Source organism: Burkholderia singularis (assembly GCF_900176645.1).
In the GTDB taxonomy this organism is placed as follows: Bacteria; Pseudomonadota; Gammaproteobacteria; order Burkholderiales; family Burkholderiaceae; genus Burkholderia; species Burkholderia singularis.
This window is the reverse complement of sequence record NZ_FXAN01000054.1, coordinates 1-13223: the sequence shown is the minus strand read 5'-3', so window position 1 is coordinate 13223 and position 13223 is coordinate 1. Positions and strand designations below refer to the sequence as shown.

11 protein-coding genes are annotated in these 13223 nt (G+C 66.3%); 2 read left to right on the top strand and 9 right to left on the bottom strand.

The window, feature by feature from the left end:
- Position 1: 1 nt before the first annotated feature.
- Positions 2-3205, bottom strand: a complete 3204-nt coding sequence (gene bpeB / locus BSIN_RS11625; RefSeq protein WP_059520538.1) for an efflux RND transporter permease BpeB — start codon at positions 3203-3205, stop codon at positions 2-4.
- An 18-nt stretch (positions 3206-3223) separates the two neighbouring features.
- Complete coding sequence (locus BSIN_RS11620) at positions 3224-4501, bottom strand: efflux RND transporter periplasmic adaptor subunit (RefSeq protein ID WP_089340627.1); 1278 nt, start codon at positions 4499-4501, stop codon at positions 3224-3226.
- A 416-nt stretch (positions 4502-4917) separates the two neighbouring features.
- Here BSIN_RS11620 and BSIN_RS11615 point away from each other — a divergent pair, with 416 nt between their 5' ends.
- Positions 4918-5556: a TetR family transcriptional regulator gene (locus BSIN_RS11615; protein WP_059520540.1), complete on the top strand. Its 639-nt coding sequence runs from the start codon at positions 4918-4920 to the stop codon at positions 5554-5556.
- Between the two features lie 82 nt (positions 5557-5638).
- On the opposite strand, the gene BSIN_RS11610 is transcribed toward BSIN_RS11615, so the two are convergent.
- Entirely contained in the window at positions 5639-6280 is a 642-nt protein-coding gene (locus BSIN_RS11610; RefSeq protein ID WP_089340626.1) for an isochorismatase family protein, read from the bottom strand.
- Positions 6281-6458: 178 nt separating this feature from the next.
- On the opposite strand from BSIN_RS11610, the gene BSIN_RS11605 reads away from it, so the two are divergent.
- On the top strand, positions 6459-7430 hold the full coding sequence (locus BSIN_RS11605; RefSeq protein ID WP_089340625.1) for a helix-turn-helix domain-containing protein: 972 nt from the start codon (positions 6459-6461) through the stop codon (positions 7428-7430).
- Positions 7431-7578: 148 nt separating this feature from the next.
- Here the strand turns inward: BSIN_RS11605 and BSIN_RS11600 are convergent, their stop codons facing one another.
- The 6 genes from BSIN_RS11600 to BSIN_RS11575 form a co-directional block, all read right to left on the bottom strand.
- Entirely contained in the window at positions 7579-8331 is a 753-nt protein-coding gene (locus tag BSIN_RS11600) for an SRPBCC family protein (RefSeq protein WP_089340624.1), read from the bottom strand.
- A gap of 24 nt (positions 8332-8355) precedes the next feature.
- On the bottom strand, positions 8356-8703 hold the full coding sequence (locus BSIN_RS11595) for a hypothetical protein (RefSeq protein WP_089340623.1): 348 nt from the start codon (positions 8701-8703) through the stop codon (positions 8356-8358).
- Between the two features lie 117 nt (positions 8704-8820).
- Positions 8821-9243, bottom strand: coding sequence for a carboxypeptidase regulatory-like domain-containing protein (locus BSIN_RS11590; RefSeq protein ID WP_059520545.1), 423 nt, complete (start codon positions 9241-9243; stop codon positions 8821-8823).
- 82 nt (positions 9244-9325) lie between these two features.
- On the bottom strand, positions 9326-10810 hold the full coding sequence (locus BSIN_RS11585; protein WP_059520546.1) for a DegQ family serine endoprotease: 1485 nt from the start codon (positions 10808-10810) through the stop codon (positions 9326-9328).
- Positions 10811-10980: 170 nt separating this feature from the next.
- Positions 10981-12297, bottom strand: coding sequence for an ATP-binding protein (locus tag BSIN_RS11580; protein WP_089340622.1), 1317 nt, complete (start codon positions 12295-12297; stop codon positions 10981-10983).
- A 3-nt stretch (positions 12298-12300) separates the two neighbouring features.
- Positions 12301-12966: a response regulator gene (locus tag BSIN_RS11575; protein ID WP_059520548.1), complete on the bottom strand. Its 666-nt coding sequence runs from the start codon at positions 12964-12966 to the stop codon at positions 12301-12303.
- Positions 12967-13223: the final 257 nt, after the last annotated feature.

Here is a 13223-nt window from a genome sequence, read left to right as displayed (position 1 = left end):
GTTATTCCTTCCTGCCAGCGTCGTCATCGCCGTGCTTCGGCGCTTCGGTGCGATGCGCGTGCTCCTGCGCGAGACGCAGCGCGTCGTCGGCATCTTCCTTCTCGCCGCTGAACACCGCGCGCACCTTCACGAAGAACATCGGGATCATGAAGATCGCGAGGAACGTCGCGGTGATCATCCCGCCGATCACGCCGGTACCGATCGCGTGCTGGCTCGCCGAGCCCGCGCCATTACTGATCGCAAGCGGCAGCACGCCGAGAATGAACGCAAGCGACGTCATCAGAATCGGACGCAACCGCAACCGCGCCGATTCCAGCGCCGCCTCGATCGGCCCCATCTTCTCGGTAATCTGCAGCTCGCGCGCGAACTCGACGATCAGAATCGCGTTTTTCGCCGACAAGCCCACCGTGGTCAACAAGCCCACCTGGAAGAACACGTCGTTCTCCAGCCCGCGCAGCGTCGCCGCAAGCAGCGCGCCGATCACGCCGAGCGGCACGACCATGATCACCGAGAACGGAATCGACCAGCTTTCATACAGCGCCGCGAGACACAGGAACACGACGAGAATCGAGATCGCGTACAGGATCGGCGCTTGCGAACCCGACTGGATTTCCTGGAACGACAGTCCCGTCCACGAATAGCCGATGCCCGTCGGCAGCTTCTTCGAGAGCGCTTCCATCGCCGCCATCGCCTGGCCGGTCGACTTGCCCGGCGCGGCCTGACCCTGGATTTCCATCGCCGAGACGCCGTTGTAACGCTCGAGCTTCGGCGAGCCATACGTCCAGTGTCCGGTCGCGAACGAGCTGAACGGCACCATTCCGCCCGCACCGTTGCGCACGTACCAGATGTTCAGATCTTCCGGCTGCATCCGGAACGGCGCATCCGCCTGCACGTAGACCTTCTTGATCCGGCCGTCGGTATCGAGGAAGTTGTTCACGTAGCTCGACGCCCAGGCGATCGAGAACGTCTGGTCGATCGCCGCCGGTGTGACGCCGAGCGCGTTCGCCTTCTCGCGATCGATGTCGACCTTGTACTGCGGCGTATCGTTCAGGCCGTTCGGACGCACACCCATCAGCGTCGGGTCCTTCGCGGCCATCCCGAGCAACTGGTTGCGCGCGGCCATCAACGCGTCGTGACCGAGGCCCGCGTTGTCGGTCAGCTCGAAGTCGAAGCCGGCCGCCGTGCCCAGCTCCGGAATCGACGGCGGGTTGAACGGAATCACCATCGCGTCCTTATAGCCCGCGTAGCGCCCGAACATCCGGCCGATCAACGCCTGTACCTTCTGGTTCGCGCTCTGCCGCTTCGAGAAGTCCTTCAGCCTGACGAACACGAGACCCGAGTTCTGGCCGCGGCCCGCGAAGCTGAAGCCGTTCACCGTGAACGCCGATTCGACGATGTCCTTCTCGTCGTTGAGCAGATAGTCGGTGATGTTCGCGAGCGTCTTCGCGGTCGTCTCCTGCGTCGAGCCCGACGGCGTCTGCACGATCACGAACATCAGGCCCTGGTCTTCGTCCGGCAGGAACGACTTCGGCAGCCGCACGAACAGCAGGCCCACCGCGACGATCACCGCCAGATAGATGATGAGCCAGCGTCCCGAGCGCTTGATCACGTGGTGCACGCCGACGTGGTATTTGTCGCGGCTCTTGTTGAAGGTACGGTTGAACCAGCCGAAGAAACCCTTCTTCTCGTCGTGATGCCCCTGCGGAATCGGCTTGAGGATCGTCGCGCACAGCGCGGGCGTCAGAATCAGCGCGACGAGCACCGACAGCACCATCGCCGAGACGATCGTCAGCGAGAACTGCCGGTAGATCGCGCCGACCGAGCCGCCCGAGAACGCAACCGGCACGAACACCGCCGACAGCACGAGCGCCACGCCGACGAGCGCGCCGGTGATCTGCCCCATCGCCTTCTTCGTCGCCTCCTTCGGCGGCAAGCCCTCCTCGGCCATCACCCGCTCGACGTTCTCGACGACGACGATCGCATCGTCAACGAGCAGGCCGATCGCGAGCACGAGACCGAACATCGACAGCGTGTTGATCGAGAAGCCGACCGCCGACATGATCGCGAACGTACCGAGCAGCACAACCGGCACCGCGATCGTCGGAATGATCGTCGCGCGCAGGTTCTGCAGGAACAGATACATCACGAGGAACACGAGGACGATACCCTCGAGCAGCGTCTTCACCACTTCCTCGATCGACAGCCGCACGAACGGCGTCGTGTCATACGGATACTTGACGACGAGACCATGCGGGAAGAACGGCGCCAATTCGTCGATCTTCGCGCGCACCGCCTTCGCGGTCGCGAGCGCGTTCGCGTTCGTCGCGAGCTGGATACCCATCGCGGCGGACGGCTGCCCGTTGTACTTCGTGTCGAAGTTGTAGTTTTCCGCGCCAAGGTTGATCTTCGCGACGTCCTTGAGCAACACGCGCGAACCGTCCTGATTGACCTTCAGCAGCACGTTGCCGAACTGCTCGGGCGTGCGCAGCAGCGTCGCCTCGGTGATCGTCGCCTGCAACACGGTGCCCGGCTCGGCCGGCGTGCCGCCGAGTTGGCCGCCCGCGACCTGCACGTTCTGCGAGCTGATCGCGCTCGTCACGTCGACCGGCGTGAGCCCATAGTTGGTCAGTTTGGTCGGGTCGAGCCAGATCCGCATCGCGTACTGCGAGCCGAACAGCGTGACGGTGCCGACGCCGTTGATCCGGCTGATCGGGTCTTTCACGTGCGACGCGACGAAGTTCGCCAGGTCGTACCGGTTCATGCTGCCGTCTTCGGAGTTGAACGCGAGCACGAGCAGGAAGCTGCTGCTCGACTTCGTCACCGACAAGCCGAGCTGCTGAACCACCTGCGGCAGAATCGGCGTCGCAAGCGACAGCTTGTTCTGCACCTGCACCTGCGCGATATCCGGATTCGTGCCCGGCGCGAACGTCAGCGTGATCGTCGCGGTGCCCGAGTCGTCACTCGTCGACGACATATACAGGAAGTTGTCGAGACCGCTCATCTGCTGCTCGATCACCTGCGTCACCGTGTCTTCCACCGTCTTCGCGGAAGCGCCGGGGTAGTTCGCGCTGATCTGAATCGACGGCGGCGCGATGGTCGGATACTGCGCGATCGGCAGCGTGAAGATCGCCGCGACGCCGGCCAGCATCAGAATGATGGCGATCACCCATGCAAAGATCGGGCGATCGATAAAAAACTTTGCCATGAAACAGGCCCCCTGCTGTTAACGCGCGCTCGAAGCCGCGGCGGCGCTTGCGGATGAAGCGCCCGAGGCCGCGCCCGGCGCAGCGGAAGCGGACGGCGCCGCGCCCGGCGATGCCCCTGCCTGCGCCTGCGACGCCGCACCCGGCGCATCTCCGGCCGCCGGCAACTGTGTCGGCACCGCCTTCACCGTCATCCCGGGCTGCACCTTCCCGGTGCCCTGCACGATCACCCGGTCGCCCGCCGACAAGCCGCCCTCGACTACCCAGTTCTGCCCTTGCATCCCCGACGTCGTCAGCACCCGCGGCGCAACCTTTCCGTCGCCGCCGACCACCAGCGCCACCGCCTGCCCCTTCGCGTCATGCGTGACGCCTATCTGCGGCACAAGGAACGCGTTCTCGTTGACCCCTTCCTCGATCCGAGCCCGCACGAACATGCCAGGCAGCAGCACGCGCTGCTTGTTCGGGAAGATCGCCCGGATCGTCACCGAACCCGTTGTCTGATCCACCGTCGCGTCGGTGAATTGCAGCTTGCCCTGCTCCGGATACGGCTTGCCGTCCTCCAGTATCAACGTCACCTTCGCCGCCCCCGGGCCGTCCTTCTTCAGCCGTCCGCTCTGGATGTCCTGACGCAGCTTCAGCCCGTCCAGGCTCGATTGCGTCAGATCGACGTATACCGGGTCCAGCTGCTGCACCGTCGACATCAGCGTCGCCTGGCTCGCCTGCACGTATGCGCCCGGCGTCACTTGCGAAATCCCGACGCGCCCCGAAATCGGCGACACCACGTCCGTGTACCCGAGGTTGATCTGCGCCGTATCCACGGCGGCCTTGCCCGCGGCCACGTCCGCGGCCGCCTGACCCTGCGCGGCCACCGCGTTGTCGTAGTCTTGCTTGCTGACCGCGTTCGCCGCCACCAGCACCTTGTAGCGCGCGACCAATGCGTTCTGCGTCGCGAGATTCGCCTGCGCCTTCGCGAGCGTCGCCTTCGCGCTGTTCAGCGTCGCGATATACGGCGCGGGATCGATCTTGTACAGCCGCTGCCCCGCCTTCACGTCGCTGCCTTCCACGAATTCCCGGCGCAACACGATCCCGTCCACGCGCGCGCGGACCTGCGCGACCAGGAACGCATTCGTGCGCCCCGGCAACTCGGTGACGACCGGCACCGACTGCGGCTGAACCGTCACAACTCCGACTTCCGGCGTTTGCGGCGCAGGAGCCGATTCTTTTTTTCCGCACGCGGCCAGGAAAACGGCGGCCGTCGCAACAGTGATTAAGCGGTATGGAACCCGTTCGACGCGCATGGAGCGACCTCGTTTGTAGCAAAAGAAATAAGCGCCAACCCGCTGGAACACGAAACGCTTCCTGCTCCGTGCGCCGCGGATCGGACAACTGAATTGCTTGACTGCGGATGCAAAACTTGCCAGCGGCACGCGACCACCGTGCCGGGATGCCGTCGCGCAAACCGCGCGCGACACTGAGGAGGGAAATCAGCAGAAACGGATAATAACTGATTGCCTCATAAGCGATTCAGTCGTAGCCTAGCATTGTATATACATTCACGAATGTATGTAAAATAACTTTATGCACCGCACAATTTCTTACAAATTACCATCGTTTACGACGCATCGGCCGGCGAGGCCTGCTTCCGGGCGCGGCGTTCACGATATCCTTCATTTTTCTTACACATGATCCCGCCCCTGCCCACGACGAGCCCCTAATGGTCAGACGCACGAAAGAGGAGGCGCTCGCCACCCGCGACCGGATTCTCGACGCCGCCGAGCACGTCTTCTTCGAAAAAGGCGTGTCGCATACGTCGCTTGCCGATATCGCCCGGCATGCGGGCGTGACGCGCGGCGCGATCTATTGGCATTTCGCGAGCAAGAGCGAACTGTTCGACGCGATGTTCGACCGCGTGCTGATGCCACTGGACGAACTGAAGGCCGACACGGGCAAAACGCTCGCCGATCCGCTTGGGAGGGTCCGCGAGATCCTGACCTGGTGCCTGCTGGGTGCCGCGCGCGACCCGCAGCTGCAGCGCGTGTTCAGCATCCTGTTCATGAAGTGCGAGTACGTGGCGGACATGGGGCCGCTCCTCGAGCGCCACCGCGCGGGCATGCTCGACGCGCTGAACAACCTCGAAGCCGATCTCGCGCAGGCGGTCGCGAACGGCCAGATGCCGGCCGATCTCGATACGTGGCGCGCGTCGCTGATGCTGCATACGCTCGTCAGCGGCTTCGTGCGCGATATGCTGATGCTGCCCAACGAGATCGATGCGAACTGTCATGCGGAGAAGCTCGTCGACGCGTGCCTCGACATGCTGCGCACCAGCGCGTCGATGCGGCGCGATCCGGCCTGACGCGCGCGTGCGCCGTGCGCCGCTCGGCCGCGCGCAGCCGTCCGCGACCGCCCCGCGCGCGCCGGGCGTTGCCCGGCGTTGCTCAACCGCGTTCAGCGCGCCGCGCCCTCGCGCGCTGGTTCGACGCATAGATGTTGTCGCGCGCGAGCGTCTCGCCCTTGGCAAGCGCATCGATCCAGTCACGCGTCGATGTCACCGCCGCGAAATTCGACTGCATCACGACCGTGAACGCGCGGTGAATCTCTTGCGCACTCGCCGCGCCCGCCGCGTTCTCGTATGACAGCGCGCCTGTCGCGTCGGCCAGATACTCGAGCGCATACCCTGCCTGCGCCGCCTGATAAACGGTCGATGCATTGCAGTTGTGCGTCATGTAGCCGGCAATCGCAAGCGTGTCGATCCGATGGGCGTCGAGCCACGCGGCCAGATCGGTGCCGACGAACGCGCTCGCCTTCTGCTTCTCGATCCGGTACGCGAACGCACGCGATGCGACCACCGGGTGCAGCGCGACGCCGTCGCTGCCGCGCGCGAAAATCGGCGAGCCGGCCGGCGCGACGTGCTCGACGACCACGACCGGCACCCCCGCGTCGTGCGCCGCGTCGATCGCACGCCCGATGTTCGCGAGCGACGTATCGACATCCGGATATTCAATCGGCAGATTGCCCGTCACGTATTCATTCTGCACATCGATGACGAGCAGCGCGCGGCGGGGAAAAGAAGCGGACATGGGAGGCTCCTGGCAAATGAACGGGAACGCCGGACAAGTTGACGGCCGAATCGCGCGGCCCGGCTGCGGCGCGACTCGCTACCGCGGATTGTTCGCGCACAGGCCATTGCCCGATAGCGGCCCGATTGCCAATATTCGCTAGAATCGGGCCAATCGTCCGCCTCCCGGAGTCCGATCGATGCGCATCGCCGCCGCTTCCGAACCGCCGCATGTCGTCGCTGTCGTCGCCTACGACGGCATCAGCCCGTTTCATCTTTCAGTGCCGTGCATCGTGTTCGGCGAGTCCCGCCCCGGCGAGCCGCGTTTCGAATTGCGCGTGTGCGCGACCGACGCGGGCGAACTGGCGACCACCAGCGGCTTCACGATCACCGCGCCGCACGGACTCGATGCGCTCGAAGGCGCCGACACCGTCATCGTGCCGTGCTGGCACGACGGCACGGAAACGCCGCCCGCCGCGCTCGTCGATGCGCTGCGCGCCGCGCACGCGAATGGCGCGCAGCTCGTCGGCCTGTGTCTCGGCGCGTTCGTGCTCGCGGCAACGGGCTTGCTCGACGGCCGAACCGCGACGACGCACTGGGCCTGGGCCGACGATTTCGCGCGGCGCTATCCGCGCGTGACGCTCGACGCCCACGTGCTCTACATCGACGACGGCGACGTGATGACGTCGGCCGGCACCGCAGCGGGCCTCGACTGCTGCCTGCACGTGGTGCGCAAGCGGTATGGCGCGAGCGCCGCGAACCGGATCGCGCGGCGTCTCGTCATTCCGCCGCACCGGCAAGGCGGCCAGGCGCAGTTCGTCGACCAGCCGGTGGCCGCGAATCCGCGCGACGGCAGGCTCTCCGAACTGTTCGACTGGGTCCGCGAGAATCTTGCGCTGCCGCATACGCTCGATTCGCTCGCGGCGCGCGCACTGATGAGCCGGCGCACGTTCACGCGCCATTTCCGGCGCGCGACGGGCACGACGGTGAGCGCCTGGCTGCTCGCGCAGCGGCTCGCATGCGCGCAACAGTTGCTCGAGGCAACCGACCGGCCGATCGACGCGATTGCGCAGACGGCGGGATTCAGCTCAAGCGCATCGCTGCGGCAGCATTTCGCCGAGGCGTTCGACACGTCGCCATCGGCTTACCGGCGCGAATTCCGCGGCGCTTGAGGAAAAAAATCGTCGCGGCGCATGCAGAGGCTGCTCGCGATGAAACGGGCGCAAGGGGCGCGGCACGCGCGGCCGCCGCATCACCTGAGCGATTCAGGAAAGAAAATGCAGGCGACGCAAACAGCCGCTCGGCAGCGGATCGAACGCGTCAGCGCACCGCATACAACAACAATGCGACGAAGACGATCATCGCCGCCCACGCCCACGGCGGCAGCGGACTCGATTCGCGATGCCCGAGCGCGCCGGCGGCGCGCGCGGTCAGCGCGCCGTCGGCCGACATCGCAGGCGAGCGCTTCGCGCCGAGCGTCATGCTCGCGGGCCGCAAAAACACGTGCTGACGCGCGCGCGCACCGGCACGCGCGCGATTCGGCGCAAGCCCGTGCTTGGCCAGCACGATCTGGCCGAACTCCGTGAAGAAATCGTCGGCCAAGTCGGCAAGCGCATCGCGCAGTTGCCTCACCGGCAGTTCGGCAAGCGGGCCGAACGCCGTCGCCCATATCGCATATTCGACCCGCGTTGCCGGTTTGGCCGGCAAATCGTCGCACTCGCCCCCGCGGCCTGCGCTGCCAGCCTCGCGCGGCGCGCACTCGGCAGGCGGCAACGACACGTCGATCTGGCCGCGCAGCGCGCCAAGCTCGTCCGAGCGCGCCCTGAAGTGCAGCGTATGCCGGGCCGATCCGGGTGCGTCGCCGTGCTCGCCCGCGACGACATGCGCGCGCACCTCGTAACGGGCGCGCAGCAGCCCAAAAGGCACCGACAGCGCAACCGAAAACTCGTCGCGCGACAGGCGCGAAAATGCTTCGCAGTACTCGAGACTCGCGCGCACAAGCGCGGGATCGTGCAGCGCATCGCGCACGACGAGCGGCGCGAGCGGTATCCACAATGCGTCGTGCAATTCCATGATCGCCTCCGCCGGTGAGTTCGATCAGTGCGCCATGCGCAGACGATCGGCACGTGCCATATCGAAGACGGCATCGCGCCGACGCGCACGCATGGCCCGCGACGTTCGCTCGCCATCCTCGGCAATGCCGCCGGCGGCATACGGATGAAAACAGAAAGCCCGAGCGCGCTGCCCGCCAAGCGCGATGCGATGGCAAAGCGCGCGCCGCGATGCATCGGCATCACGGCGCGGCTGGGGGAAAAGGCCGAACGGCTGTGCTTCGTACAGCGTCGAGGCGGCGCTCGATTCGGCATCGGCGATCCGGCTGCGGATCGCGCGCGCGCGAAAGCGGTTCGGCCCGGTTTCAATGCAGTGACTTGCGGCGTCGGACATCGGTTTCCTCCGAGGCCGCCACGCCTATACGCACCGGCCGGAAATTGGAATGGTCCACGGCAACAGATGCCGCTCACGCCCCATTATCAGCCAAACCGCCTGACGAATGTGCAAAATTTACTGCATGCGCCACGAGAACGCGACCTTCGCGCCCCCTTTCGCCGGCACGGCGACCGTTCGCGTCTGCTCGTTGCCGTTGTACGCGGCGCGGATCGTATAACGCCCCGGCGCGAGTCTGACAAGCATGTAAGGTCCGCGCGCGTCCGCCGCCAGCACCTCGCGGCCACGCGCATCGCGCACCGACACGCGAACGTCAGCAAGAAATTCGCCGCCCGCGCCGGTAAAGCGCAGTGCGAGCGGCCAGCGCCGTTCGTTGCGCTGGAATGCGCTCGATTCGTCCTGCCCCACGCCCCCCGAGACGAAGCTGACATTGCCTTGCCGCTGCACATCCGGCAAGCCGGACTGCGCAAACGCCGCGCCCGCGATGCCGAAAGTCAGCGCCGCCGCGGCCAGATACCTCGAAATGGCTTGCTGTCGCATGGTTCGCTCCTTGAGTTCGTCAGCCGGAAACGGCGGGCCGGCGCAGCGGCCCGCTCGAGCCGGATGAACTTGCCCGACCGGCTCAACCCAGATCGACCGGCACGAAGATCTGGGCGTCGTCACGCTGGATCAGCAACGCAAGATTGTTGCCCGCGCGCTTGACCACGTCGCGCAATTGCTCGGCGCTCGTCACCGGCGTGCCGTTCACCGCGAGAATCACGTCGCCCGGCTGAATGCCCGCGCCCGCGGCCGGCCCTGTCGATTGCTGGACGACGAGGCCGTGCGTAAGCGACGTGCCATTGCGCTCGCGCGGCGTGAGCGGCCGCACCGACACGCCCAGACGCCCCTGCTCGACGCTCGCGTCGCTGCTCACCGTCGTCTGGTTCTCGCCCAGCGACGCGAGCGTCACCGATACCGTCTTTTTCGACTTGTCCCGCCAGATTTGCAACTGGGCCTGCGTGCCGGGCTTCATGCTCGCGATCTGCGAAGGCAGCGTAGTGGAATCCTGTACCGGTACGCCGTTGACCGCAAGGATCACGTCGCCGGGCTGCAACCCCGCCTTCGCAGCGGGCCCCTTCGGATCGACCGCGCTGACGAGCGCGCCGTCCGGCTTGGGCAGACCGAACGAGCTGGCGAGCGTCTGATCGAGCCCCTGCACCGCGACGCCGAGCCGGCCGCGGCTCACGTGGCCCGTCTTCACGAGTTCGTCCTTCACCTTGATCGCCTCGTTGATCGGAATCGCGAACGACAGCCCCTGGAAGCCACCCGTCTGCGAGTAGATCATCGAGTTGATGCCGATCACTTCGCCTTGCAGATTGAACAGCGGGCCGCCTGAATTGCCGGGGTTCACCGGCACGTCGGTCTGAATGAACGGCGTGTAGTTCTCGTCAGGCAGCGCGCGCGATTTCGCGCTGATGATGCCCGAGGTCACCGTATTGTCGAAACCGTATGGCGAGCCGATTGCGACGACCCACTGGCCAACCTTGCTCTGCGCCGGATCGCCGACCTTGACGGTCGGCAAGCCGGACGCGTCGATCTTCAGCACCGCGACGTCCGACTGCTTGTCGGCGCCGACCACCTTCGCCTTGTATTCGCGCTTGTCGGTCAGTCTGACCGTCACGACGTTCGCGCCGTCGATCACATGCGCGTTGGTCAGGATATAACCGTCGGAACTGACGATGAAGCCCGAGCCCAGGCTCGTGCTCGGCTGATCATCGGGCGGCTGTGGCCCCACGCCCATGCCCGGAATCTGTCCGTAGAAATGTCTGAAGAACTGGTAGAACGGATCGTTCGGATCGAGCGGAATCTGCGGCATCCCGCGACGCTGCGCGGCACGCTGCACGACATGCTTCGCGCTGATATTGACGACGGCGGGCCCGTAGGTCTCGACCAGCCCGGAAAAATCGGGAACGCCGGTCTTGGCGGCGGCTTCGGCCGGCATCAGCGCGGCGACCGCCGGCGTGATGATCTGCGGCTCCGCATGACGCGTACCCGCCACGTACCCCGCCGACAACGCTGCGGCAACGGCCACGGCAACTGCGCCACGCGCAAGGAATCGGGTAGTCATATCGTTCTCCTTGTTTAATGGTTCGAAGCGTAACGAGCCTGTCTTAAAGCAGTCTTAACCGGCTTCGCAGGCGAACGGGCAACGCGTATGCAAGGAGCGCAGCCGGTGGGGCAAGCATGCGCACGGCCTATGCGCCGGTCAGATACCGGCCGCCCATCGTTCATGCAGCGTCACGCATCGGCCGCGCACGGCAACCTGACGCTGACGAGCAAGCCGCCCGCCGGCGCTTCGCCCATCGCGATGCTCGCACGCTGCTGGGCGGCGATCCGCTTGACGATCGCAAGACCAAGGCCGCTGCCCGACACATCGGTACGCGCCCGCGCGGACGAATCGCGATAGAAGCGGTCGAACACGCGCTCGCGTTCGGCGGCCGGAATGCCGGGGCCGCTATCGCCGATCTGCACCAGCGCGCTCGCGCCGTCGCCGCGCGTGAGCGACACGTCGATGCGCCCGCCTTGCGGCGTGTACTTCACCGCATTGTCGAGCAGGTTGTTGAACATCACGCGCAGCGCGGCGGGATCGGCGAGCACCGCCGCATCCTCGAGCGCCTCGAAGCCGAGATCGATATCGCGCCGCTGCGCGAGCGGCGCATGCGCGGCGACGCATTCCTCGACGAGCGCGCGCAAGTCGACGCGCTCGCGCACGGTTGCGTCGCCCGGCTCCGCGCGGGCGAGCGCGAGCAATTGCTCGGCAAGACGCGTCGCGCGCGTCACGCCGTTTTGCAGATCGGCGATCGCCTCGCGGCGCGATGCGTCGTCCTGCGCGCGCGCGACGAGCTGCGCCTGGATCTGCACGGCGGCAAGCGGCGTGCGCAGTTCGTGCGCGGCGTCCGCGACGAACGCCTTTTGCGTGTCGAGCGCGGCGGCCAGACGCGCGAGCAGTCCGTTCAGCGCGCGCACGAGCGGCCGCACCTCGAGCGGCAACGGCGTGTCGGGCAGCGCGTCGAGCGCGTCGGGCCGGCGCGCCTCCACCGCACGCGTGACGCGCTGCAACGGCGCAAGACCGCGCCCGATGATCATCCACACCGCCGCACCGAGAAACGGCAGCAGCACGATGAGCGGCCAAAGCGTGCGCAGCGCGACGCTCGCGGCAAGCCGGTTGCGCACCGACAGCGGCTGCGCGAGCTGCACGACGTTGTCGCCGACGATCGCGCCATACACCCGCCACGCGCCGCGCTCGGTGCGCTCGGTCGAGAAGCCCAGCTCCGCGCGCGGCGCGATCGGCGCGCGCGGATGCGAAAAATACATCAGCACGCCGTTGCGGTTCCAGATCTGGATCACGATCCCCTCGTCGCCGTTCGTGTGCGAGCCCAGCACCTGAGAGAACGGTTCGGACGGCAACGCGGCCGCGATCAGTTGCAGCTGGTTGTCCATCACTTCGTTTGCCGCGTCGAGCGCCTGCCGGTAGATCAGCCAGCCGGCGATTCCGACGCCGGCCACGACAATCGCGAGCAGCCAGATCAGCAGTTGATGACGAATCGACTTCACGCGCTACGATTCCTTCACGACCATATAACCCAGGCCGCGGACATTACGGATTAGGTCCGAGCCGAGCTTCTTGCGCAGCGCGTGGATATACACTTCGACGGTGTTGCTGCCGATCTCCTCGCCCCAGCCATACATCTTCTCCTCGAGCTGGCTCTTCGACAACACCGCGCCGGGACGCGCGAGCAGCGCCTCGAGCAGCGCGAATTCGCGCGCGGACAGCGCCACGGGCGCGCCGTCGAGCGTGACCTGATGCGACGCCGGATCGAGCGTCAGCGCGCCGTAGCGGACCAGCGATTCGCTGCGCCCCGCCTGGCGGCGGATCAGCGCGCGCATCCGCGCGGCAAGCTCGTCGAGGTCGAACGGCTTGACGAGATAATCGTCGGCGCCCGCGTCGAGGCCCTTCACCCGATCGGCCACCGCGTCGCGCGCGGTAAGAATCAGCACGGGGAGCGCGAGCCCGCGCGCGCGCAGCGTGCGCAGCACGTCGATACCGTCGCGCTTGGGCAGGCCGAGATCGAGCAGCAGCAGGTCGTGCGCCTCGCCGGTGGCGAGCGCGGTCAGCGCGGCTTCGCCGTCCTGCACCCAGTCGACCGCGCAACCATCCGCTTTCAGCGCCTTTCTCACGCCTTCGGCGATCATCCGATCATCTTCGACTAGCAATATCCGCATTCTGAAAAACGTCCGTCGCCTGCGTTCACGATGGCGGACATTGTAGCGCCGCGCCGTGCACGCGCGGACAACGGCGCGATGCAGCGCGGTACGCGCCGTTTTCTCTACAATGGGCGCCTTCGCCGCCGCGCAAGCGCACGGCTGTTCGCTGCGCCTTTCCTGTTCCGATATCCCGATATTCGTCGATGAATCCACCTGCCCGTCACCTCGCAGCTCCGGCCAGCGTGTGCCACCTCCCCCCCCCTTCCCGCTCATCC

Coding starts and splice junctions, on each gene's coding strand:
- BSIN_RS11620 (WP_089340627.1), bottom strand. CDS start 4,501: ATGCGCGTCGAACGGGTTCCATACCGCTTAATCACTGTTGCGACGGCC.
- BSIN_RS11590 (WP_059520545.1), bottom strand. CDS start 9,243: ATGCGACAGCAAGCCATTTCGAGGTATCTGGCCGCGGCGGCGCTGACT.
- bpeB (WP_059520538.1), bottom strand. CDS start 3,205: ATGGCAAAGTTTTTTATCGATCGCCCGATCTTTGCATGGGTGATCGCC.
- BSIN_RS11615 (WP_059520540.1), top strand. CDS start 4,918: ATGGTCAGACGCACGAAAGAGGAGGCGCTCGCCACCCGCGACCGGATT.
- BSIN_RS11605 (WP_089340625.1), top strand. CDS start 6,459: ATGCGCATCGCCGCCGCTTCCGAACCGCCGCATGTCGTCGCTGTCGTC.
- BSIN_RS11610 (WP_089340626.1), bottom strand. CDS start 6,280: ATGTCCGCTTCTTTTCCCCGCCGCGCGCTGCTCGTCATCGATGTGCAG.
- BSIN_RS11595 (WP_089340623.1), bottom strand. CDS start 8,703: ATGTCCGACGCCGCAAGTCACTGCATTGAAACCGGGCCGAACCGCTTT.
- BSIN_RS11575 (WP_059520548.1), bottom strand. CDS start 12,966: ATGCGGATATTGCTAGTCGAAGATGATCGGATGATCGCCGAAGGCGTG.
- BSIN_RS11585 (WP_059520546.1), bottom strand. CDS start 10,810: ATGACTACCCGATTCCTTGCGCGTGGCGCAGTTGCCGTGGCCGTTGCC.
- BSIN_RS11600 (WP_089340624.1), bottom strand. CDS start 8,331: ATGGAATTGCACGACGCATTGTGGATACCGCTCGCGCCGCTCGTCGTG.